Consider the following 21,389-nt stretch of genomic DNA (forward strand, 5'->3'; position numbering starts at 1 on the left):
AGAGCGCCGATGAGCAAGCCGCGTCGAGCGCCGCTCTCGGCGAGAGCCGCAGCTCCCGCCAGTACCGCGTGCGCCTTCAGCCTGCAGCGCACATGCGGCTGCGGTCGCACGCAAGCCTTCGGCTTTGAATGCGAAAGCTGCAGCCGGGAAGCGGCTGGGCGAGCTCACGGTGACGGTCGCACGGCGCCGCCGATTGTGCACGAAGTGCTGCGCTCGGCGGGCGAGCCGCTGGACCCGTTAACCCGCGCCTACATGGAGCCCCGCTTCGGGCACGATTTCAGCCGCATACGTCTGCATACCGACCCGACTGCCGCGCGCTCCGCGCAGGCCGTCGATGCCCACGCCTATACGGTCGGGAGCCATGTCGTTTTCGGGCGCGGACAATATGCGCCATCAACCGCCGTTGGCCGCCGGACGCTTGCGCACGAGCTTACACACGTGATGCAGCAGGAAGCGGTCACGCGCTCGCACCCTTCCGTCCTACACGTCGGTCCGGCTCGGGACGCCAATGAGAGCGAGGCCGATCGCGCCGCCGCGATCGTCGGCTCAGGCGGTTCGCTTGGCCGAACCCCAGCGGCCGCAGCAGAGTCCGTCCTGCAACGGCTTTCGATCGGGAGCAGCGCGCTCCGCTTCTTCGGCATCGAGTCCGGTGAGTTCTCGGATGAAGAGCTCACCGAGTATCTCGATCGCGTGGTCAAGAACATGCAGTGCGATTGCGGAACCCTCGATTTCTTGAGCGACGACAAGGCGCGCGCGATCATCGGGAAGGATGGGGTCGGCACCTGGCGCCTGGACCAGGACTACAAAGGGATGTCGTCGGTCGATGTCCGGCGCATCCTGATCCAGGAGCTGCTCGCCGGGCCTACGGGCGAGGTAGATGAGCGGGCGATCATCAAGATCTTCAACAAGGCGGACCCTGCAGATGTCCTCACTCTTCTCGACCCCAGCAAGGGGCTCTCAATCAACGAGATCGTGACTGATGTCGATGGCGACAACCACGCTGAGCTGTCGCGCGTGCTGAATGAAAAGCAGCCGACACTCGCCGCCGGGCTGGTGACGCGCAGTGAGACGCCCGGCGCCAAGAGCGGAGCCTGCACGGCGACGCGGGCGGTCGCCATTCATTTCGCGTTCGAAGAGGCCAAGCGGGCGGTGGCCAACGCGCTCGAGCTGATCAACAAGTCCAGGCAATCGCCGAGCCTTTTCAAGCAGGTCGGGGGTGTTATCGACTGCTTCTTCAAGGACGCAACCGACGCAGACGTTGACCGGATCGTCACCGACCTCAACCAGATCGCCAAGGCGCTCGCGCGGCTCAATCTCATCTGTCCCGCCGATCCATTCACCGGCTTCCGAACCCACAGCAAGAGGGGGGACACGACAGAGCTACCGCCCGAGCCTGGCCTTCTCGCGCGAGCGCTGGTGGAAGGGGACGACCCGGCTGCGCCGGCCGGCGGCGCCCCCGTCGCCGACAAGGACGTCATGCCGCTCAAGGTAGCCCTCTATCCGGAATTCTTCGACCTCAGTCCGCTCGCCCAGACGTCGGTGCTTGTTCACGAGGCTTTCCATCACGCGAAGAAGCAAGGCGACGCCAAGGACGAGACATACAATCCGAAATGCGGCGCGCTCGACAAGGGTGCGGCGTTCGACAATGCCGACTCGTATGCCAAGTTGGTGATGCGGCTACGCAATGACGCGCTGCAGATCGAGTTCACCGATTGTCCGCCGCAGTGGAAGGCGGAGCTCGTCTCCTGCGCACAGACCGCCCAGCTCTGGATCCGCGGGGCGGTGAGCAAGCTCGACGCTTTGTCGGCCGCCGGCACGCCCGACCCGCGGGTCGCCTTTCAGCTCAAACGTCATTTCAAGATTGAACCCAAGGCAACCAGTGACCTCATGCGCGTCCGCAAACGCTTCGCCGAGATCGAGGCGGCGCTCAGCGGCGAGCTGCCATTCGAGTGTGAAACGAACTGCGACAGCGAAGATACGGTAGCCTACACGGGTGGTTTCCTGGGCATTTCGCCGCGCGGGGGCAGTATCCATTTTTGCCCGCGCTGGTTTCAGGTCTCGGAACGGGACGAGCGCGTGGTGACGATCGTCCATGAAATGGCGCATCGCTATGCGGGCCGGGGGGAGGAGGCCTGGCAGAGGTACACGCCGCGGCCTTACGCCGGCATGACCGCCGATCAGGCCTACGACAATGCCGATTCGTATGCACAATTCGCACGCAATGTGCGGGACGGGGGGACGACACCGCCATGACATCCTTCCCGAATTCTCCACGCATTCTCAAGGGCGGCATTGTGCTGCTCGATCCGCTGAGCGCTGCAGTCAAGCGCGTCATCATGCTGCAATATAATCCGGATTCCATCACCCGGACGCTGCAGGTGCAGTCTGCAGCGGAAGGTGGCGGCAGCCGCTCGCAGCCACTTCGGCTGAAGGGGGCGCCGGTTGAGACGATCAGGCTTGATGCCGAGATCGATGCCACCGACCAGCTGGAATTCCCCGACCGCAACGGCGTCACGACCGGATTCGGCGTGTTTCCTCAACTCGCGGCGCTCGAGACCATTCTATACCCCACGGGCGCGACGCTGCGGACCAACAATGCGCTCGCCAATGCCGGCACGCTCGAAATCGCGCCAATGGATGCACCGCTCGCGTTGTTCGTGTGGGGCAAGAGCCGGGTGCTGCCCATCCGGATGACCGATTTCAGCGTTACGGAAGAAGCGTTTGACGCCGCCCTTAATCCCATCCGCGTCAAGGTTTCACTGGGCATGCGGGTGCTCAGTGTCGACGACGTCGGCTTCCTCCATCGCGCCGGCGATATGTTCATGAGCTACCTGCAGGCCAAGGAGCAACTGTCGGCCAAAGGCGCACAGACCGATCTCGGCGGCCTCGGTATCGGAGCACTGCCATGAGCAACCCGGTTCAGGCGCTGCTCCAGGCAGGCGTCGTCAACACGACATTGTTTGCGACGACCAGCCGCTACTATGGCCTCGGCACCGCGACTTTCGAGACAGCGGGTGCGACGGTCGTGTACTTGCGCCGTCGGTTCGTCCCGTCAGCTGATCGCTTCGCGCTTCTGCAGGAGCACACCGTCGTTCAGGAAGAGCGCCTCGATGCGGTGGCCACCCGCTATTACGGCGATCCCGAGCAGTTCTGGCGCCTTTGCGATGCAAACGGCGCCATGCGTCCGGCCGAACTGGTCGAAGAGCCAGGACGGCGCATTCGGATCACTTTGCCGGAGGGAATTCCGGCGCCGTCCGACGGAGCCTCACGATGATCCAGGGCATCCGATTGACGCTGATGAGCGGGCCAGGCACGCCCTTGCCGGTGCCGCGCGATGTGCTGGATGCGCTGGATAGCGTGCAAGTCAACACCTACTCGGGCGACACGCAGAGCGGATTCGAGCTGAGCTTCTCGCTCGACAAACGGTCGTCGGTCCATACGGTATTCCTGATCACGGCGGGCGCCATGCCGCCGCTCCTGCGCGTGATTATCGCGATCACGCTCAACGGCACGACCGACGTCCTGATCGACGGGGTCGTGACACATGTCGCCGTCGCTCCAGGCAATGCCGCCGAGCCCTCCATGCTCAAGGTGCGGGGAAAGGACCTCAGCGCCGCGATGACCCTGCTCGACTTCAGCGGGGTGCCATATCCAGCCATGACGCCGGCGGCGCGCGTCCTCCTGGTGCTCGCGAAATATGCCTGGCTCGGCATCGTGCCGATGGTTATCCCGGGCATCGTCGAGGATCTGCCGATTCCAGTCGAGCGCATCCCGCGGCACCAAGGTAGCGACTTCGACTACGTGCAGAAGCTCGCACGGGAAGCCGGATACGTCTTCTACATGCGGACCGGCAATCAGCTGGGATTGAGCTTCGCCTACTGGGGGCCAGAGGTCAGGGTGGGCGCTCCCCAGCCGGCGCTGAACGTCGACATGGATGCGCACACCAATGTCGAAAGTCTCAGCTTCACATTCGACAAGGAGAAGAAAGAGTTGCCGGTGATCTTTATTCAGGAGACGGTCACGAAGGCGCCGATCCCAATCCCGATACCGGATATCTCTCCGCTCAACCCGCCGCTCGGCCTCATACCGCCGCTGCCCCCGAGGGTGCAACCGCTCAACGACACAGCACAGCTCTCGCCACTGCAGGCAATCATGCGTGGCCTCGCCTATGCCGCGCAGCACTCCGACGCGGTGTTCGCCGACGGCACGGTCGATGTGCTGCGCTACGGCAGAGTTCTCAAATCGCGCGAACTCGTCGGCGTGCGCGGCGCCGGGCCTGCGTTTGATGGCCTCTACTACGTGAAGAGCGTAGCTCATAACCTCAAGCGTGGGGAATACAAGCAGCGCTTCAGCCTGGCCCGCAATGCACTCGTCTCGACCCTGCCGAGGGTGCCGGTATGAGCGATAAGAAGTTCTACGGCAAGTACCGCGCGACGGTCGTCAACAATATCGATCCAATGGAGATCGGCCGCATCCAAGTCATCGTGCCCGACGTCTCCAACGTCATGCTGACGAGCTGGGCGATGCCTTGCGCGCCGGTAGGCGGGCTGCAGATGGGCCTGTTCACAGTGCCGCCCATCGCGGCCGGCGTGTGGGTGGAATTCGAGAAAGGCGATCCCGACTATCCGATCTGGGTGGGATGCTTCTGGGGAACGGTCGCCGAGGTACCGGCGATGGCGCGTCTCGTCCCGCCTGCCGTGCCCGGCATCACCATGCAGACGACGCTGCAGAACGGCATCACGGTGAACGATGTGCCGGGGCCGACCGGCGGCATCATGCTCAAGAGCGCCACCGGTGCCACTATCATCGTCAATGACACGGGCATCTACATTCAGAACGGAAAGGGAGCGAGCATCATCATGGTCGGACCAGCGGTAAGCATCAACAATGGCGCACTCGCCGTAGTTTAATGGGGGCACCCATGCCGGGCTTCATCCTGCATCTCGGAGCGACGGTGCTGTGCTCGCATGCCGGGCAGGCGCAGCCGCTCAGTCCTAATCCACGCGTGCTGGTAAGTGGGGCGCCGGTGGTTACGATCGCCAGCCTCTACGCGGTGGCCGGTTGCACGATGCCGCCGCCGCCCGCGGGCAATGGTCCTTGCGTCACGGCCCAGTTCGTCACCGCGGCTGTGAGAGTTTCGGTCCTGGGGCAGCCGGTCCTGCTCCAGAGCGACCAGTCGGTGTGCGTGCCGACCGGTACACCGCTGGTGCCCATTTCTATGCAAACGCGCGTGACGGGGAGCTGACGGCCATGCATGTCGACTACCCATTTCATTTCGACGGCCGCACGCGCACCGCGACAACCGGTGATGACGATTACATCCGCGACCTGATCGAGCAGGTGCTGTTCACGGGTGTGGGCGAGCGGGTCAATCGTCCTGATTTCGGCAGCGGCGTCTCGCAGCTCGTCTTTGCACCGAATACTCCGGAGCTCGCCGCCTCAACTCAGTTCCTCGTGAAAGGAGCGCTGCAACGCTGGCTCGGTGATCTGATCGTCGTCGAGGACGTCGAAGTGTCGGCTGACGAAGCGAACCTGACCGTTCGCATCGTCTATACCAACATCCGCAGCCAAGAGAGCGTCACGGCCGAGCTCGCCAGGAAGGCGGCAGCGCCATGATCTATCGCTGCCGCAATCGTCGCCGTCGCGATCTCGTCGAGCAACAGAATATGCTCAACGGCATCGACTTCCTTGAGGTCGTGGATCGTAGCGCGCCCGTACATACTCCGCGCCAGCGCACTCTGCTGGTGCGCTTGCTGCGTCCCGCTGCCAGCCTGAGCGGCGCAAACGTCATGATCGAAGGCGGCGAACGTATCACGCAGATCCGCGTTTCGTGGGCGCATCCAGCCAACGCAATCCCGCCTGCGGCGCTCGGAAACGAAGATGCCGCGTTCTTCTCCGGCCTTCCAGAGGCAGCGAAGACTTTGGTGGTGCGGACCGATGTCGCTGGCGATTACGCGACCTATCGCCTGCGCATCGTGCTCGCGCCGGGCGATCCGCAGCCCCGCAACGACTTCGATCCGCCCCTCTCCTTCGTCGATTTCTCCTTCAAGGTCGAATGTCCGAACGAGTTTGATTGCCATCCCGAACGGGCAGAGGCGGTGACGCCGACCCCGGCGCCGCCGATCAACTATCTCGCCAAGGATTACGCCAGTTTCAGGCGGCTCATCCTGGACCGCCTGTCGATGTTGATGCCTGCCTGGCGCGACCGTAATCCGGCCGATGTAGGAATGACCCTGGTCGAGCTCTTGGCCTATGTCGCTGACCATCTGAGCTATGAGCAGGACGCCGTGGCCACGGAGGCCTACCTCGGCACGGCACGCCGTCGCCTGTCGGTCCGACGGCATGCGCGCATGGTGGACTATCGCATGCACGATGGCGGCAACGCGCGTGCTTGGGTGCAGCTGAAGCTTGTTCCTTCAGGAAACCCGCAGACGCAGGGCGAGGGCGTCCCTGTGGCAACGAAAACGAAGCTCCTTACACGCGTTGCGGATGCCGCGGGACGCATTGGCCTCATCGGAGTACCCGGTCGCCCGAACCCGCTCAGCCTCGCTCTCGACCAAAATCCGACAGTGTTCGAGACGTTGCACCCGGTCACGCTCTTCGAGGCCCACGATCGCATGGCTTTCTATACGTGGAGCGAGGGCGAATGCTGCCTACCGAGGGGCGCTACCCGCGCGACCCTTAAGGGACATTTTCCCCATCTTGACGCCGTAGCGCCCGCCCGGCGCGGCGATGTGCTCATTTTCGAAGAGGTCTTGTCGCCGATCACCGGCCGTGCCGAGGATGCAGACCCGATCATGCGCCACGCGGTGCTGCTCACGGCGGTTCGTGCATTCAAGCACAAAGTCAATCCGGGCGACCCGGACGAGCCGCTTACCGATCCCGCCTTTCCGACCAACGAGATCACTGAGATCGCCTGGGGAGAAGAGGATGCGTTGCCGTTTTCGCTCAGCATTTCCTCTCGCACGGATGCCGACCACGGCCGGATCGCGCTTGAGGGGGTCAGCGTCGCCCGTGGCAACATCGTACTCGCCGATCATGGTCACACGATCGAAGCCGAGCCCCTTGGTCCAGTACCGTCCCCCCGCGCATCCCTCGAGCGCACGAGCGCAACGCATGGGCATAGCGAGGCGCAGCGAAGCGCGCGCCCGCCGCGCTTTCGCCCGTCGCTGCGCTCCGGGCCGCTGACCCACCGCATCGTCTTCGACGATACGGCGCTGCCTCGCTCCGCCCGCGCCGCGATGCTCTGGTCACCCGACGAGCTGCAACCGGATCTGGAGCTGGTCGAGAGTTCCTCGCCACAAAAGCTCTCCTGGAAGCCACGGCCCGATCTCCTCAAAAGCGGGGCTGACGCACGCCATTTCGTGGCCGAGATGGAAGACGACCGAGCGGTGCTGCGCTTCGGCGATGACCGTCATGGCATGCGAGCGCCCACCGGAACTACGTTCACGGCAACCTATCGTATAGGCCAGGGAAGTGCCGGCAATGTCGGCGCCGAGGCGCTGGTGCATGTGGTTTCGGATCACGGCCGGCTCGCCGGCGCGCGCAATCCGCTCCCCGCAACTGGCGGCCTCGATCCCGAGAGCATCGAGGAGGTGCGACAGCGGGCCCCGTTTGCGTTCCGCACGCTGCAACGGGCGGTGACGGAAGAGGACTACTCGGCGATTGCCGAACGGCATCCGGATGTCGGCCGCGCCGCCGCGACGCTGCGCTGGACCGGCAGCTGGCACACAGCCTTCGTCACCATCGATCGCTTAAATGCCCGCGCAGTGACACCCAAATTCGAGCTGGCAATGCGCGGCCACCTTGAGCGCTACCGGTTGGCCGGCCATGACGTGGAAGTAGATGGTCCGCGCTTTGTGCCGCTTGAGCTCGACCTGAGCATCTGCGTCAACCGCGACCACTTCCGTAGCAACGTCAAGGCAGCCGTGCTTGAAGCATTGAGCAGCCGCGTTCTGGCCGATGGCCGCCGCGGCATGTTCCACCAGGATAATCTGACGTTCGGGCAGCCGATCTATCTGGGCGTGATCTACGCGGCGGTCCAGGCGATTCCGGGCGTCGAATCTGTTGAAATTACGCGCTTTCATCGCATTGGCGAGCCCGATCGCAAGGCGCTCGAAGCGGGCCAGATCGAATTCGGGCGCCTGGAGATTGCTCGTCTCGACAACGATCCGAACTTCCGCGAACGCGGTCTGCTGCGGCTGACGATGGGCGGTGGCAAATGAGTGACGGCTCGAACGAAATTATCGTGGGCAGCGCCGCATTGGCGCAGGGCGCCGAGGAGTGCAGCTGCAATCGAGCGGCCGCGAGCGATCTGCGCGCCAATCCTCCTGGACAACCGGCAATCTCCTATCGGGCCGGTACCCATGCGACGTTCAAGGAGGCGATGCTGGCCTCGCTCTCAGGGTCCCAATTTCCGGCCCTGAGCCGATTGCGGACGCGCAGCAATGACGATTTCTCGATTGCGCTCGTCGATGGATGGGCGACGGTCTGCGACGTGCTGACCTTCTACCAGGAGCGCATCGCCAACGAGTCGTTTCTCGCGACCGCGGTCGAATCCGTCTCCGTCACCGAGCTGGTGCGGCTGATCGGCCATCGCCGCCGGCCGGGCGTGGCCGCCTCAGTCGAGGTGGCGTTCACGATCGAGTCCGCCCCCGGCACGCCCGAACTTGGCCTGGCTGAAGCAACCATTCCGACCGGAACCAGGCTCCAGAGCATCCCGGGCGCAGGCGAGCAGCCGCAATTCTTCGAAACCATCGAGGAGATGCGAGCGCGCGCCGCTTGGAACGCGCTGCAGCCGCGACGCTCGCAGCCGCACCGACTACGTCCCAACGATTCGATCCTGTTCCTTCAGGCGCCCGCCGTGCCCATCAAGGCCGGTGATCCTGTGCTTCTCGTCGGCCCGCAACGGATTGACCGGCGGGGATCTCCGCATTGGGAGCAGCGCATCGTCGCGGCCGTCGCGGCCGACGATGCCGGCCGTGTGGTCTTGACGTTGGATCGCGGCGTCGGCGCGTGGGTCGCCGAGGTTGCCGCGTCAGCAAGACTTTCCATCTATCTGATCCGGCAGCGCGCGGCGCTCTTCGGCTACAACGCGCCACATCCCGGCGCGCTGCACCCCACGGTGCTGCGCGAGGCTTTCCCCCGTCAGGCAGCCACCGACGACTGGCCGTTCGTGATCACTGAGGACGTGATCGACCTGGATAACGCTTATCCAGCCTTGTTGCCGCGAAGCTGGGTCGTGCTGTCAAATCCGGACGCACAGGAGCTCTACCAAGTCGGCGCCGTCAAGGAGACGGCGCTTACCCGCTACCTCGTCAGTGGCAAGAGTACGCGACTGCAGCTCGACAGTACGGTCAATCTCGATCGCTTCAGTGGACCGAACTATCGCGGAACGACGGTGTTCGGCCAAAGTGACCCGCTGCAACTCGCCACCGCGCCGCTGACGGAGCCGGTTCAGGGCGATGCAATCCCGCTGGAAAGCGTTGTCAGCGATCTCGTCCCGGGACGGCGGCTGATCGTTCGGGGAAGGCGCCCGTTGATGCTGATCCGAAAACGGATGACGCTCCTGTCGGAAACGGGTGAGTGGTTCACGGTAGCGGTTGACAGCATCCTCACGGTGATGGGCCCGGGGCTGCCACTTCCGGGCGGCCAAAGCCTGCGTTGGCGTCTACGCACCGCAGCGGGCCGGGACGGCATGCTCGATGTCCTCAAGGACACGCCGCCAACCTTTGTGCCGGCACGGCCGGAAGATCCCGTGGTTGCCGAATCCGTCATCCTGGACCGGGTGGAACGGGAAGACGACGCGCATTCCTGCCTTCGACTGATTAAGCCGATGGTTAACGCCTACGACCGCTCCTCGGTCCAGGTGCTGGCCAACGTTGCGCGTGCGACCCATGGTGAGCTGGTCACCGACATCCTGGGAAGCGGCGACAGCAGTCGCAAGCATCTGCGCTTCGCGCTGCGCCAGCGTCCCCTTACGTATGTCCGCATGCCGACCGACGAGGGTCGCCAATCCACCCTAACGGTTCGGGTGAACGACGTGAGGTGGCAAGAAGTCCCCTCGCTCTACGGCCGAGGCGGACACGAGCAGGTCTACGCAACCCGAACTACCGAAGACGGCACCACTATCGTCGAGTTCGGCGATGGCGAAACCGGGGCCGCTCCGCTCTCGGGGCAGGACAATATCGTCGCCTCCTATCGCAAGGGGATCGGGCTCGCGGGCATCGTCAAGGAAGGGCAGATCGGGCTGTTGGTGACGCGCCCGCTCGGCCTGAAAGCAGTCACCAATCCGCTGCCCAGCGAGGGCGCGCAAGATGCCGAGAGCACCGACGAGACGCGCCGCGTCGCGCCTCTCACCATGCTGACACTTGGTCGCGCCGTTTCGCTCAAGGACTACGAAGATTTCGCCCGCACCTTCGCCGGCATCGCCAAGGCGAGCGCGACGCTGATTTGGGACGGGCGAGGACGACGGATTTTCATCACGGTGGCCGGCCCAGAGGGGGCCCGCGTGAGCCCCACAAGCGAGACCGCTAACAGCCTGTTGAAAGCTTTGCATGGCATCGGCGATCCCTTCGCGCCGATCGAGGTCGGTTCGTATCGGCCCGTCGACGTCCGGCTCAAGCTGCGCGTCAAAGTCCAGCACGATTACCGTGCCGTGACCGTGCTTGCGGCGGTGGCGGTCTCTCTACGCAAGGTGTTTAGCTTTGCGGCACGGGAATTCGCACAATCACTCAAACTCAGCCACGTTATTGCGGTGAGCAGCACCGTCCCAGGTGTCGAGGCGGTTTCGGTTGATCGCCTTTACCGCAGTATGCCGCCACAGGATGCGCCGGAACCGCACGCGTTCCTTCCAGCACGGCCGGCCGAGCGTCTCGCCGACGACAGCCTCGCAGGGGCGGAGCTGCTGTCCTTCTCGGCTGATCCATTCGACGGGCTGGAGGTGATGTCGTGAGCTACGACGCAAACGCGCTCTACCAGCTTCTCCCCGCAATCCATCGGCTGCGCGACGCAGAGCAAGGAGGTGCCCTGCGTGATCTAATAGCCGTCTTCGCCGAGCAGGTGGCGGAAATCGAGGAGGATCTGGCGCAGCTGTACGATGATCAATTCATCGAGACCTGCGCGGACTGGGTGGCGCCGTACCTTGGCAGCCTGATCGGCTACCAGCCGCTGCATCATGTGATTCCGGAGCTCTCCAGTCCGCGCACCGAGGTCGCCAATACAGTCGCGTACCGCCGGCGCAAGGGCACGGCGACGACGCTAGAGCAGGTCGCACGTGACGCGACCAACTGGGGAGCGCGTGTGGTCGAGCTGTTCGAGCGTGTCGCGACGACACAGTATCTCAATCACCTGCGTCCGCACAGCACGTACACGCTCGATCTGCGCAATTGGGAGGCGCTTGAGCGCGCCGGGACCGCGTTCGATCAGCATCAGCATAGTATTGACGTGCGCTCGATTGCCCGCAAAGGCGGCCGCTACAATATTCCGAACGTTGGACTGTTCCTCTGGCGGCTCCTCTCGTATCCGCTGCGGCGTGCCACTGCGCTGCGCGTCGATGATCGCCGCTTCCTGTTCAACCCGCTGGGAATTGATGCACCGCTGTTCACTAAAGCTGATCCGGAAGAGGACCATCTTGCAACACCGCTCAACGTGCCGCTACCGATCAGCCGCCGCGTGCTCGCGCATTACCTCGACCTCTACTACGGACCAGACAAGAGCCTGCTGATCGAAGTCAGGAGCGGCCCAGGTCAGGCGCTCACGACCATTCCGGCCAGTGAAGTCCAAGTCTGCAATCTCTCGACCCGGACGGGCGGCGCATGGTCGCTGGCGAGCCCGGCCAAGCGGGTGGCTATAGATCCGGTTCTCGGGCGGCTGTTGTTCCGCGATGCGCAACCGCCCGAGGCTGAGACGCGAGTCAGTTTTCACTATGGTTTCAGTGCTCCGATGGGGGCCGGTCAGTATGATCGCGCGGACTTCCTGGGTGCGTCGGCTCAGCCGATCACGCGCGTATCGGAGGATTCGGCGCAGAGGCCGACTATACAGTCGGGCCTCGATGAGATCGCATCAACCGGGGGCATCTGCGAGATCGCGGACAGCCGAACCTACGCGGAGGCGATCACCGTCAAGGTCCCGGCCGGCAAGACCGTGATTCTGCGCGCCGCGAATAGACAGCGACCTACCATCAATCTTTCCGGCGACCTGACCGTGAAGGTCAATGGCACAGGCGGCGAGGCTCGCTGTATTCTCGATGGTTTGGTGTTGGCAGGCCGTCCGGTTTTCCTTGATCTGCAGGCGAAGGGCCTGAAACAGTTGCTCATCCGTCATTGCACATTGGTACCAGGCCGCACACTCGCCATCGACGGCACACCGCAAAGCAGTGACCCCAGCCTGATTGCCGATGTCGCCGATACCGAGATCGTCATCGAGCGGACGATCATCGGCGGTCTGCGCTCGTCGGTGCGCGCGCAGACAGTGGTGAAGGACAGCATTGTGGATGCCACAAGCCCAAGTAGCCTTGCCTATGCGGGCACTATCACAGGGCCTGACGGCCGCGTTGGCAACGGCGGTCCGCTCAGGCTCGATGCCACGACGGTGATCGGCCACATATTTGCGGAGGCGTTCGAACTCATCACGAACTGCATCGTGCTGGCCGATGCGGAAGCGGGAACGACGCCTCCGCCGCCGATCCGCGCCGCGAGGCTGCAGAACGGATGCGTGCGATTTTCGTTCGTCTCGGAATCCGCGGTGACGCCGCGACGCTTCCAATGCCAGCCCGATCACGAGATCTCGGCACAGATCAGGGAGCGCGAGCTCGCCACCAATGCCTTGGTCAAAGATGGCGAAGCTGCATCCGTCCGCACCGCCGTCCAGGCTTGGCTACGACCGAGCTTCACGTCTCTGCGCTATGGCCGACCCGGCTATGGACAACTCGGGCGCTCGTGCCCGACCGAGATCGTGACCGGTGCAGAAGACGAAGCGGAGATGGGAGCGTTTCACGTGCTGTTACAGCCGCAGCGGCAAATGAACCTCGACGTTCGAGTCGAGGAGTATCTGCGGTTTGGTCTCGAGGCGGGAGTCTTCTTCGAAACATGACGCGTAGCGCGAGGATGTGATGAGCGGTGACTATAGTCGGAACTCCTTCGAGCCGCAGCGCAACTTCAGTGCTGTGCGGATGCAACAGGGGCGCGTCGCGCTCGACGCCGATTGGAATGAACAGGGCGCCATTATCGAGCGGCGTGCTCGGGCCCAAACGGTGGACCTGCTTGGACGGCGCGGCGTTCCGCGAGAGACTGCCGACGGCTTCAAGGTCTCGATCGTGACCCAAGGCGGGCGGCGCATGCTGAAGATCGGACGCGGTCGAATGTATGTGGACGGGCTTCTCGCTGAGAACCATGGCGCCACGCCGTTCACCTTCGATCTCGCCGAACCACTTGCCGAGGGTGGCACCATCGGCGTGCTGGGCGAAGCAATCGGGCAGACGATCGATTATGACCAGCAACCGTATTGGCCCACGCCCGATGCTCTCGCCAGCGGCGACGGACCACACCTAGTCTACCTGGATGTGTGGCAACGCGAGGTCACCTCGATCGAGGAGCCGGCATTGCTGGAAAAGGCGCTCAATGGCGTCGATACGACCACCCGGTTGCAAACCGTCTGGCAAGTTCGTCTCCTGCCGAACGTCACCGGCGGCGGTGGAAGCCTGCAGCTTGCTTTGGCCGCGCTCACGGAGCGGACCCGGCCCTCTGCGGGCCGTCTGACCACCGAGGTCGATCCGACAAGCCTAGCAACCGACCCATGTCTCATTGCCATGAGCGGCGGATATCGTGGCCTGGAAAATCAACTCTACCGCGTCGAGGTGCATGAGGGCGGTAAAGCTGGCACGGCAACCTTCAAGTGGTCGCGAGATAACGCGACGATCGTGACGACCTTGACCGAGATCATCTCAGGCACGACCGTTCGCGTGGCCTCGACCGGGCGTGATTCGGTTCTCAACTTCAAGCGTGGGCATTGGATCGAACTCACTGACGACCGCCGGGAGTTCGCGCAACGTGCCGGCGCCATGCTCAAGATCCAGGATGTGGATTACGAAAATCAGCGCATCACATTTGCGAGCGCCATTCCAGCTGACTTGATACCGACCGGCGTGATGACAGACATCTTGGCGGCACGGCGGACCCGTATGCGGCGCTGGGATCAGGCGGGAATCGTTCGCGACGCCGCGGGCGCTGTGGTGATCGACCTCGATGCTGCGGCTGCGCCCGGCACGATTCCGGTGCCCGCTGCGGCGAACCGGCTGATCACGCTAGAGAGCGGCATCCGTGTGGCCTTCGATGTCGAACCTGCTGACGGGCTCTTTCGTGTCGGCGACTTCTGGACATTTGCAGCGCGTGCGATCGATGCCTCGGCCGAGAAGCTTGATCGAGCGCCCTCGGGAGTGGCCCATCACTATTCACCGCTCGCCTTGTTGCGCTTTCCGGACGAAGTGCTGGATCTGCGTGCACCACTTAATCCGGTGGTCGGCAGCACCCAAGTCCTGTCGGTGCTGCATGTCGATCCCATCGGCCGCTCGCGTCCGCTGGAGACCGGTACTGAGCTCCCTGCTAGCCAGTTCGCCGAGGGGTTCGATATCCTTGTCCCGCAGAAGCTCGATCCGGACGCAGTCAACGATGCGTCAGTATTTGTCGTTAGCGATATCCCATTTCGGGCACCCGGGGGCCCGGCCAGCGGCGACGCCGGCGCCATCGTCGGCTATCAGCAGGTGGTGCTGTCGGGAGATGTTTCACTGCGCAATGACGGCGTGGTCGACTGGCGCCCCCTGCCGCAAACAGCAACGTTCTTGAGCGATCTTCTCCGGCGCGACGTTCCCCGCGTCAGAACGGTGCCGTTCGAGCGTGAATTCCAAGTCTTCGACTACAGTGGTCCCGCCTCTCGATGGCAACTCGGGCCGGGCAATCTGGTGCTGCAGACGGCGAAAAACGCAGGTACGCGGCCAGACTCGACGCCGGGCCAGTCGGTGATGCCAACCACGGCGATCAACCGCTATGTTCTAAAGGAAAACGCCCAGTATGTGGGTACAACGATAGAGACCCCAAATAACGGCACAGCTGGCATCGTCTACAACTGGATTTCGGAGCAGGAGTTCTCTGTCTTCTTCTGCGTCCATGAGGCAACGGGAGGCTTCAGTGGGTTTCGCTCCGACGTCGAGCTCTTCCATGCCGACATCCGCGACGGGCAAATCCTCGAGTCGTCGATCAGGCGCGTCACCGTATCGAGAGGTCAAAGCGTGCCGGTTCGCATCAGCCTCGACATCAAGCGTGCCAGCGACGGCTTGCACTTTGGTCACAGTACTGCGCTCAGCGGCGCACCCACTAGTTCGTCCACCAACCTGGAAGAGCTCTTTCAGCGCGGCCGTACTTTCGTCAAAGGCTCGCGACTAGGCGTCCTGACGCGCGGGACGGGCAACGCAAGGTTTACCCGGTTGCAGGTGGTCTATGGCAACGACCCGCTCGTCACTCTCATCCCCGCCGGTGTTGCTTCCCGTATATTATCCCGACTTGTGGTCAAGCGGTCGCTGCTTGATGCAAGCCCCCGTGCGAGCGCCGGAAGTGTCTTCTCATCGCCTGTCCCGGAGCCCGATTTCGAGACGTGGTTCTGGCTCCTGCCGTCGTTACCCCGCTACTACACCTATCGATATGCCGGGCCGCTCGGTTTTGTCGGAATCGGCGCGGAGCGCCTGATCGCCGAAGGGGGGATCGCATGAAGGCAGTCTGGTCTTTGTGGACAAAGCCGCTGAACGCAAATCGGCGTCCGGGCTGGCTCACGCCGAAGCATCATCTGCTATCTTGGGTGCTATCATTCGAGCTTGCGCGCCAACACTATCGGGACACGCAACTGTTAACCGATCGAGACGGGGCCGCATTGCTGGTGGATGGCCTCGGCCTTGAATTTGCCAGCGTCAGTTTGGCGCTTGATGCGCTCGCCGATCACGATCCGGATTGGTGGGCGATTGGCAAGCTGTATGCTTACGCGGCGCAGGATGCTCCATTCGTCCACCTCGACAGCGACGTGTTCCTGTGGAGGCCGCTGCCGCAGCGGCTCGAGCACGCGCCGCTGTTCGTTCAGAGCCCGGAGCATATGAATTACGGCGCATCATCCTATCGCCCGGAGAGCATCGAGCACGATATTCGCCGCACCGGCGGCTGGATGCCTCTCGAACTCGACGCCTACATCCCGATCGCCGGTGAACTGAAGGCAGAGAATTGCGGCATTGTTGGAGGTACGCGCACCGACTTCATCCGCCACTACGCGACTGAGGTGATCCGTTTCATCGAGCATCCCGACAATCAGCTCGCCTGGCAGCAGCGCCCCCGGCGCGACGAGGATTTTGTCACCATGGAGCAGTTCATGCTCTCGGCCTGCGTTGCCTACCATCAGAGCCGCTCCACATCTCCATTTTGCGAAATCACAGTATCGTATCTGTTCGACAGCATCGAGGGGTTGGCGCAAGCGGGGGAGGCTGGCTTCACTCACCTGATAGCTAGCTCAAAGCGCGACCCTGATTTGTGTGAGCATCTAGAACGCGTAGTCGCCCGCAAGTATCCAGAGCGCTACCAACGATGCTTGGCGCTGAGTGATAGCTCGGCGAGCCAGTTTTCCACAACGTAGAGCACGAAAAGGAGCGGGCTGGAAGCGTTCGACCTGCTCCTTTCGCGCGGATAAAATCCAAAAACAAAGAGAAATAGTGGCGGTAAGAAGCGCAGCATTTCGAAATGAACGGTTGGCCAATTTTCGTTCTTATCCGGTTCGGCACGCGCTCAATTGCAGCGAGGATAACTTTTGATCGAGTTGGTTCTCGCTGGCCTAAATCAGCCCAAATTGGCCCATGATGGATTGGACCGATTCGTGAGCCGAAGTGTCAACGCACCGAGCCCCCGATTGATCCTTGCTGAATTTGAACAACCGGCGGGGCCGCGCCTTGTTTATCTGAAGCGGCCCGTTGGGTTGCTCTTCGGCTACCACCTCTTCCAAGCCAATCCTGCAACGAGCCCTCCCGGGTCACCGACGCGCCCAAGGCAGCAAATACGGCGTTGCTGATCGCCTGCTGCTGGGAACGCAGATGATCCTCAAGAAGCTTATGCCGCGTGATGTAGCCTCCGTTCACTCCAGGAATGGCATGATTCATCAGCAACTTGGCGTCGACTTCCGAGACTCCCGCAGCCGTTGCAATCGTACGGAAGGTCTGTCGGAGATCATTGCCCCATTTCGAAAGTATTTCTCGATCTTCCTTCGTTTCCGCCAAATGCCCTGACGCGCTGTCGGCTGGAAACACCCATTCTTGTGCTTGCAGAGGATACATTTGTTTACCGAACCGGATTGCGCGGATAAGGCAAAGGATCATCTGTCGCGACAACGGAATATCGAAGGCCTTCTTCTTCCCGCCCTTTGGTTTGGGAATGTGCAGCGTGCGTCGCCGAAAATCGACGTGTTCTGGCTTGGCTTGCTGGAGCGCGGTGGGCCGAGAAGTGTCAAAGCTGTTCGCTCAAGACCCAATGCACGCCTGGGTCAGAACGGCGGCTTACGCGATGGGAGCATGAGCATCTGCTCGAGGCTGTGCAGCATCGCCTTGATGCAAACCCGCACGCCATGCGTCAGCGTCGCGAAACAGTCGAACATCCGTTCGGCACCATGAAAGCCCGCATGGGAGCGACACACTTCCTGACCAAAACGCTTCCGAAAGTGGCGGCCGAAATGGCGCTCTCCGTCCTGGCCTACAATCTGACACGGGTCATGAACATCGTCGGGATCAAGCCGCTGATGGCTGCGATCGCGGCCTGACACCAAGCGATCATGACTTCCGCTCGACTGCCTAGCGACCGGCGTTTTTACACGACCAAGACCCACAGCGGACTTTGGCGTTGAGTCGGTTTGCTCTGAGTGCTACCTTTCAGTGACATCATCCCTTTAGGGCTGATGGGGCGGGTGGGTCACTAGGCTTACGGACTGCCACCTGCCATTTTGGGAATTGGAATACTTTTTGGCCACGGGCCCCGCCTCCGGACGCATCAAAGTCGGGAGGAATGTTCGTGGATGACATTTTTCCTCCGTTCTTCCCATTGACTCGGAGGCGGGCTTTTTGTGTCCAACGCTTCAGAAAAAGCTGTCCGCCATGTCTATTTTCAGAAGCCGAGCCCGGTGCACGGCGGGTAATGGCTATTCAAGCGCAACGCGAGTTTGCCGCTACATTTTGGCTTCCGTGCTCTGGGCCGCCTGCGTCGTTCTCTTCGCGGGCAACGCGATGGCTCAATGCACAGCCCGAGATGTCTTGCGGAACCAACTGAAGCTCAAGACGCACTCGGCCCCAGCGTACCAACAGCCTATCGGGTCCGCTCGCGACGTCGCCGCCTGAAGGTGTGCCCCTGTTGTGCCCCAAACTTTTCGGGGCACGGTCCCGGGGAATCGATTTGCTAAGTTATTGGATTAAGGAGTCTAATGGTGGGCGCACAAGGGATCGAACCTTGGACCTCTCCCGTGTGAAGGGAACGCTCTCCCGCTGAGCTATGCGCCCGGGACCATCATGCAGGCGGCCGCAACCTTAGGCCGGCCGGCACGTCGGAGCCCGCGATTTAGAAGTGCCGGCCCAAGGTGTCAAGTTTTCAAGGCGTCGCCGGGGCGGAAAACCTTCGCCTCCCGCAGGGGAAGCCGGGTTTTGACCCGTTTACGCGCCCTGCTGGCGGGCGCGGGAGGCGTGGGCCTGGAGCGCGCGGATGCGCTCGGCGAGCGTTCCGCCCCCTTCGGGCAGGCGGGGCGCAGAACCGCTGCTGGTCGCGGCGCCGTTGGTCGCGGCGTCGTTGGCCGGGCGCGGCGCCGGCTTCGGCGGCTGGCCGGCCTCGGCCGCGAGCAGCGCCTCGATCGGCGAGTTCGGGCCTTCGAGCTGCATCGCGAGTTTTGCCACTTCGGCCGCGATGTCGTTGATGCGCTCGCGCAGCAGCGCGTTCTCCATGCGCTCGGTCGCCCAGGAACTCTCGGCCTGCTGCTGGATCGCGTTGATGTCGCGCTGGAGTTTCGCGCGCTCGTCGCGCGCGCTGCGCAGCTGCTCCTCCAGCGCGGCCTTTTCCGCGCGCAGCTGCTCCATCGCAGCCGACGACTTGCCGCCGCTGAGGCCCGCGATCTCGACGCGCAGCTCCTTGATGGTGCGCTCATTGCCCTCGTTGGCCTGGCGCAGCTGGTTGTTCTCGTAGTCGCGCTCGGCGAGCAGCTTGCCCTGCGTGGCAAGGCGTCCCTCGAGATCGGCGACGCGGCTCGACAGCATCTCGGCCTCCTTGACCTGCACGATGAGCTGGCGGTCGAGCTCGGTGACGCGCTGGCTCAGATTCTCGACGCGGCCGCGCGCCTCGCCGAGCTCGCGCGAGGCGGTCTCGGATTCGGTGCGCTCCTGTGCGAGGCGCGCTTGCGTGGCGGCAAATTCCTTCTCGGCATCGCCGACCCGGTGCTTCAATTCCTCGATCTGCGCGCGCACTGCGACCAGCTCGACCTGGCGGCTCTCCGCCATCATCGAGCGGTCGGACAGTTCGGAGTTGATCTTGGCGAGCTCGGCCTGCTTGTCCGTCAACGCGATCTCGGCTTCGCGCAAGGACGCCGTCTTGGCGGCGAATTCCTCCTCGGTGGCGCGGAGCTGCTCCTTCACGGCCTTCTCGCGCGCCTCCAGCGCGAAGATGGTGGCGTTCTTCTCGCCGAGCTCGATCTTCATGCGGTTGATGGCGTCGCTCTTCTTGCCGAGCTCGGCGAGCTGGCTCGTGGTCTTGTTCTTGAGCTGCTCGACGCTCATCTCCAGCCGCCGGGCGGACATGGCGAATTCGGCGCGGAGCTGGTCCTTGTCGGCCTGGATCTCGGCCATCGATAGCGGGGTGGCGGCTTCTAACCGGCGCGTGGTCAGGCGCACCGCGCGGTTATGCACCAGCGGCACGATCGCAAGCCCGCACAGCATCGAGAGCAGGAAACCGATCGCCAGGTACATGATCGGTTCGACCATGGGCCAGAACTCCCAAGCTTAAGGAAAAATTCACCAACGACAATGCCATGGCGGGCCGGCAGAAAGCCAGCCCCGCTCTGTCGTTAACCTTGATCGGTGGGCAGTGGGGAGGACGCGGGCCTAGAACGGGTTCCAGGTCGCCCGCGGGGTGTATTTGAGATAGCCGATATTGGCGCCGAGGCGCAGGCCGAGCCCGGAGCGGATCGGCACCAGCACGATGTTGTTGGCGGTGAGCGCCGTCATGCCGAAGCCGCCGATGATGTAGGCCGAGCCGTCGATGCCGCCGAAGCGCTGGTAGATCGCGTTGGTGGCGGGCAGGTTGTAGACCAGCGTCATGGTGCGGGCGCCGTCGCCGCCCCAGTCGAAGCCGAGCGAGGGGCCCTGCCAGTAGACGCGCAAGTCGCCGGCGTTCTTGGTGTAGAGCGTGCCCTCGCCGTAGCGCAGGCCGGCGACGAAGGCGCCGGAGCCTTCCTCACCCAGGATGTAGCCGTTCGGCAGGCCCCATTGGCTGACCGCCTTCTCGATGATCGAGGCGAGCCCGCGCGAGACGTTGCCGAAGAAGCGATGGCCGGCGGTAACGAGCTCGTCCGGCCCATAGGTATTGGGCGTCGGGGTCCGCTGCGGCGGCGGCAGGTCAGGCGGCGGCGCCTGCTGGGCGGAGGCCGGCACGATCCAGCCGATCATCGCGGCAAGCGCGAGCGCAGCAAGGCGTGATGCGAAAGTCATAAAAGAACCCCTGGTACCGAATCCGGTCGCTTCCTTAACCTCACGCCAACAGGCATGGCTCTAGGTTGCGCCGGGTGTCCCCTCGACTCGGATGTTATCCGCAGCAACTATGACGGCACAACGGCAGGAAGATAGCCCTTTGCGCCCCGGAATTGCCTTGATCGCCCGCCGCCTCTGCCTGCTGGCCGGCATTTGGATCCTCGGTGCCGGCGGACCGACAGGGGCCGCCACCACTGAGCGGATCGTCGTCAATCGCTTCAGCGGCGTCGCCATCGAGGGTTTCGACCCCGTCGCCTATTTCGTCGCCGGTGCGGCCGTGCAGGGGACGGCGGAGTTCGAGGCGAACCTCTGGGGGGCCGTCTGGCGCTTCCGGAACGAGGGCAACCGCGCCTCTTTCCAGGCCCATCCCGAAATCTACGGACCGCAATTCGGCGGTTATGATCCGGTCGATATCGCCCGCGGCATCACCGTCGCCGCCAATCCGCATTTCTTCGCGATCGTGGCGCAGCGGCTCTATTTGTTCAGCCGGGAAGACAATCGCGACGCCTTCGTCGCCGATCCCGAGCGCTTCCTCTATGAGGTGGGTAAGCGTTGGCCGGCCCTGCAGGAGAAGCTCGGGCAGTAACGAGCCCGG

15 protein-coding genes, 1 tRNA gene and 2 pseudogenes are annotated in these 21,389 nt (G+C 63.3%); 14 read left to right on the forward strand and 4 right to left on the reverse strand.

Annotated features, from left to right (window positions below; all coding sequences use genetic code 11):
- Positions 1–9 precede the first annotated feature (9 nt).
- The 12 genes from ACVWYQ_RS31460 to ACVWYQ_RS31515 are packed head-to-tail and all read left to right on the forward strand — an operon-like array spanning position 10 to position 16,665.
- On the forward strand, positions 10–2,253 hold the full coding sequence (locus tag ACVWYQ_RS31460) for an eCIS core domain-containing protein (RefSeq protein WP_456726802.1): 2,244 nt from the start codon (positions 10–12) through the stop codon (positions 2,251–2,253).
- Between the two features lie 41 nt (positions 2,254–2,294).
- Positions 2,295–2,909 carry a hypothetical protein gene (locus ACVWYQ_RS31465; RefSeq protein ID WP_456726803.1) on the forward strand — a complete coding sequence of 205 codons (615 nt, stop codon included), beginning with the start codon at positions 2,295–2,297 and terminating at the stop codon, positions 2,907–2,909.
- Positions 2,906–3,274 carry a Base plate wedge protein 53 gene (locus ACVWYQ_RS31470; protein WP_456726804.1) on the forward strand — a complete coding sequence of 123 codons (369 nt, stop codon included), beginning with the start codon at positions 2,906–2,908 and terminating at the stop codon, positions 3,272–3,274. Before ACVWYQ_RS31465 ends, ACVWYQ_RS31470 begins: the two co-directional genes overlap by 4 nt.
- On the forward strand, positions 3,271–4,401 hold the full coding sequence (locus tag ACVWYQ_RS31475) for a hypothetical protein (RefSeq protein WP_456726805.1): 1,131 nt from the start codon (positions 3,271–3,273) through the stop codon (positions 4,399–4,401). Before ACVWYQ_RS31470 ends, ACVWYQ_RS31475 begins: the two co-directional genes overlap by 4 nt.
- The gene (locus ACVWYQ_RS31480) at positions 4,398–4,910 is read left to right on the forward strand and encodes a phage baseplate assembly protein V (protein WP_456726806.1); all 513 of its coding nucleotides are present in this window, start codon (positions 4,398–4,400) and stop codon (positions 4,908–4,910) included. The genes ACVWYQ_RS31475 and ACVWYQ_RS31480 overlap by 4 nt, the downstream gene beginning before the upstream one ends.
- An 11-nt stretch (positions 4,911–4,921) precedes the next feature.
- On the forward strand, positions 4,922–5,245 hold the full coding sequence (locus ACVWYQ_RS31485; protein ID WP_456726807.1) for a hypothetical protein: 324 nt from the start codon (positions 4,922–4,924) through the stop codon (positions 5,243–5,245).
- Positions 5,182–5,616: a GPW/gp25 family protein gene (locus ACVWYQ_RS31490; protein WP_456726808.1), complete on the forward strand. Its 435-nt coding sequence runs from the start codon at positions 5,182–5,184 to the stop codon at positions 5,614–5,616. The genes ACVWYQ_RS31485 and ACVWYQ_RS31490 overlap by 64 nt, the downstream gene beginning before the upstream one ends.
- Positions 5,613–8,225: a putative baseplate assembly protein gene (locus tag ACVWYQ_RS31495; protein ID WP_456726809.1), complete on the forward strand. Its 2,613-nt coding sequence runs from the start codon at positions 5,613–5,615 to the stop codon at positions 8,223–8,225. Before ACVWYQ_RS31490 ends, ACVWYQ_RS31495 begins: the two co-directional genes overlap by 4 nt.
- Entirely contained in the window at positions 8,222–10,954 is a 2,733-nt protein-coding gene (locus ACVWYQ_RS31500; protein WP_456726810.1) for a putative baseplate assembly protein, read from the forward strand. Before ACVWYQ_RS31495 ends, ACVWYQ_RS31500 begins: the two co-directional genes overlap by 4 nt.
- Positions 10,951–13,092: a hypothetical protein gene (locus tag ACVWYQ_RS31505; RefSeq protein WP_456726811.1), complete on the forward strand. Its 2,142-nt coding sequence runs from the start codon at positions 10,951–10,953 to the stop codon at positions 13,090–13,092. The genes ACVWYQ_RS31500 and ACVWYQ_RS31505 overlap by 4 nt, the downstream gene beginning before the upstream one ends.
- Positions 13,093–13,111: 19 nt before the next feature.
- Positions 13,112–15,760 carry a DUF6519 domain-containing protein gene (locus tag ACVWYQ_RS31510; protein ID WP_456726812.1) on the forward strand — a complete coding sequence of 883 codons (2,649 nt, stop codon included), beginning with the start codon at positions 13,112–13,114 and terminating at the stop codon, positions 15,758–15,760.
- Complete coding sequence (locus ACVWYQ_RS31515) at positions 15,757–16,665, forward strand: DUF6734 family protein (protein WP_456726813.1); 909 nt, start codon at positions 15,757–15,759, stop codon at positions 16,663–16,665. Before ACVWYQ_RS31510 ends, ACVWYQ_RS31515 begins: the two co-directional genes overlap by 4 nt.
- Before the next feature lie 250 nt (positions 16,666–16,915).
- Here the strand turns inward: ACVWYQ_RS31515 and ACVWYQ_RS31520 are convergent.
- Positions 16,916–17,521: pseudogene (locus ACVWYQ_RS31520) on the reverse strand (integrase); the annotation flags it as partial.
- A gap of 2 nt (positions 17,522–17,523) precedes the next feature.
- On the opposite strand from ACVWYQ_RS31520, the pseudogene ACVWYQ_RS31525 reads away from it, so the two are divergent.
- Positions 17,524–17,835: pseudogene (locus ACVWYQ_RS31525) on the forward strand (transposase); the annotation flags it as partial.
- Between the two features lie 655 nt (positions 17,836–18,490).
- Here ACVWYQ_RS31525 and ACVWYQ_RS31530 read toward each other — a convergent pair.
- The 3 genes from ACVWYQ_RS31530 to ACVWYQ_RS31540 form a co-directional block, all read right to left on the reverse strand.
- Positions 18,491–18,565, reverse strand: a tRNA-Val gene (locus ACVWYQ_RS31530).
- Between the two features lie 150 nt (positions 18,566–18,715).
- Positions 18,716–20,029: a coiled-coil domain-containing protein gene (locus ACVWYQ_RS31535; RefSeq protein WP_404543733.1), complete on the reverse strand. Its 1,314-nt coding sequence runs from the start codon at positions 20,027–20,029 to the stop codon at positions 18,716–18,718.
- A gap of 120 nt (positions 20,030–20,149) precedes the next feature.
- Complete coding sequence (locus ACVWYQ_RS31540) at positions 20,150–20,755, reverse strand: DUF1134 domain-containing protein (RefSeq protein ID WP_157284949.1); 606 nt, start codon at positions 20,753–20,755, stop codon at positions 20,150–20,152.
- Between the two features lie 139 nt (positions 20,756–20,894).
- Between ACVWYQ_RS31540 and ACVWYQ_RS31545 the strand changes: the two genes are divergently transcribed.
- The gene (locus tag ACVWYQ_RS31545) at positions 20,895–21,380 is read left to right on the forward strand and encodes a YHS domain-containing (seleno)protein (protein WP_157284948.1); all 486 of its coding nucleotides are present in this window, start codon (positions 20,895–20,897) and stop codon (positions 21,378–21,380) included.
- Positions 21,381–21,389: the final 9 nt, after the last annotated feature.

It is taken from the genome of Bradyrhizobium sp. USDA 3397 (genome assembly GCF_054060965.1).

What these genes read in the sequence shown, in the direction of transcription:
- ACVWYQ_RS31460 (WP_456726802.1), top strand. Translation starts at nt 10, where the DNA reads ATGAGCAAGCCGCGTCGAGCGCCGCTCTCGGCGAGAGCCGCAGCTCCC.
- ACVWYQ_RS31470 (WP_456726804.1), top strand. Translation starts at nt 2,906, where the DNA reads ATGAGCAACCCGGTTCAGGCGCTGCTCCAGGCAGGCGTCGTCAACACG.
- ACVWYQ_RS31475 (WP_456726805.1), top strand. Translation starts at nt 3,271, where the DNA reads ATGATCCAGGGCATCCGATTGACGCTGATGAGCGGGCCAGGCACGCCC.
- ACVWYQ_RS31480 (WP_456726806.1), top strand. Translation starts at nt 4,398, where the DNA reads ATGAGCGATAAGAAGTTCTACGGCAAGTACCGCGCGACGGTCGTCAAC.
- ACVWYQ_RS31485 (WP_456726807.1), top strand. Translation starts at nt 4,922, where the DNA reads ATGCCGGGCTTCATCCTGCATCTCGGAGCGACGGTGCTGTGCTCGCAT.
- ACVWYQ_RS31495 (WP_456726809.1), top strand. Translation starts at nt 5,613, where the DNA reads ATGATCTATCGCTGCCGCAATCGTCGCCGTCGCGATCTCGTCGAGCAA.
- ACVWYQ_RS31500 (WP_456726810.1), top strand. Translation starts at nt 8,222, where the DNA reads ATGAGTGACGGCTCGAACGAAATTATCGTGGGCAGCGCCGCATTGGCG.
- ACVWYQ_RS31510 (WP_456726812.1), top strand. Translation starts at nt 13,112, where the DNA reads ATGAGCGGTGACTATAGTCGGAACTCCTTCGAGCCGCAGCGCAACTTC.
- ACVWYQ_RS31515 (WP_456726813.1), top strand. Translation starts at nt 15,757, where the DNA reads ATGAAGGCAGTCTGGTCTTTGTGGACAAAGCCGCTGAACGCAAATCGG.
- ACVWYQ_RS31535 (WP_404543733.1), bottom strand. Translation starts at nt 20,029, where the DNA reads ATGGTCGAACCGATCATGTACCTGGCGATCGGTTTCCTGCTCTCGATG.
- ACVWYQ_RS31540 (WP_157284949.1), bottom strand. Translation starts at nt 20,755, where the DNA reads ATGACTTTCGCATCACGCCTTGCTGCGCTCGCGCTTGCCGCGATGATC.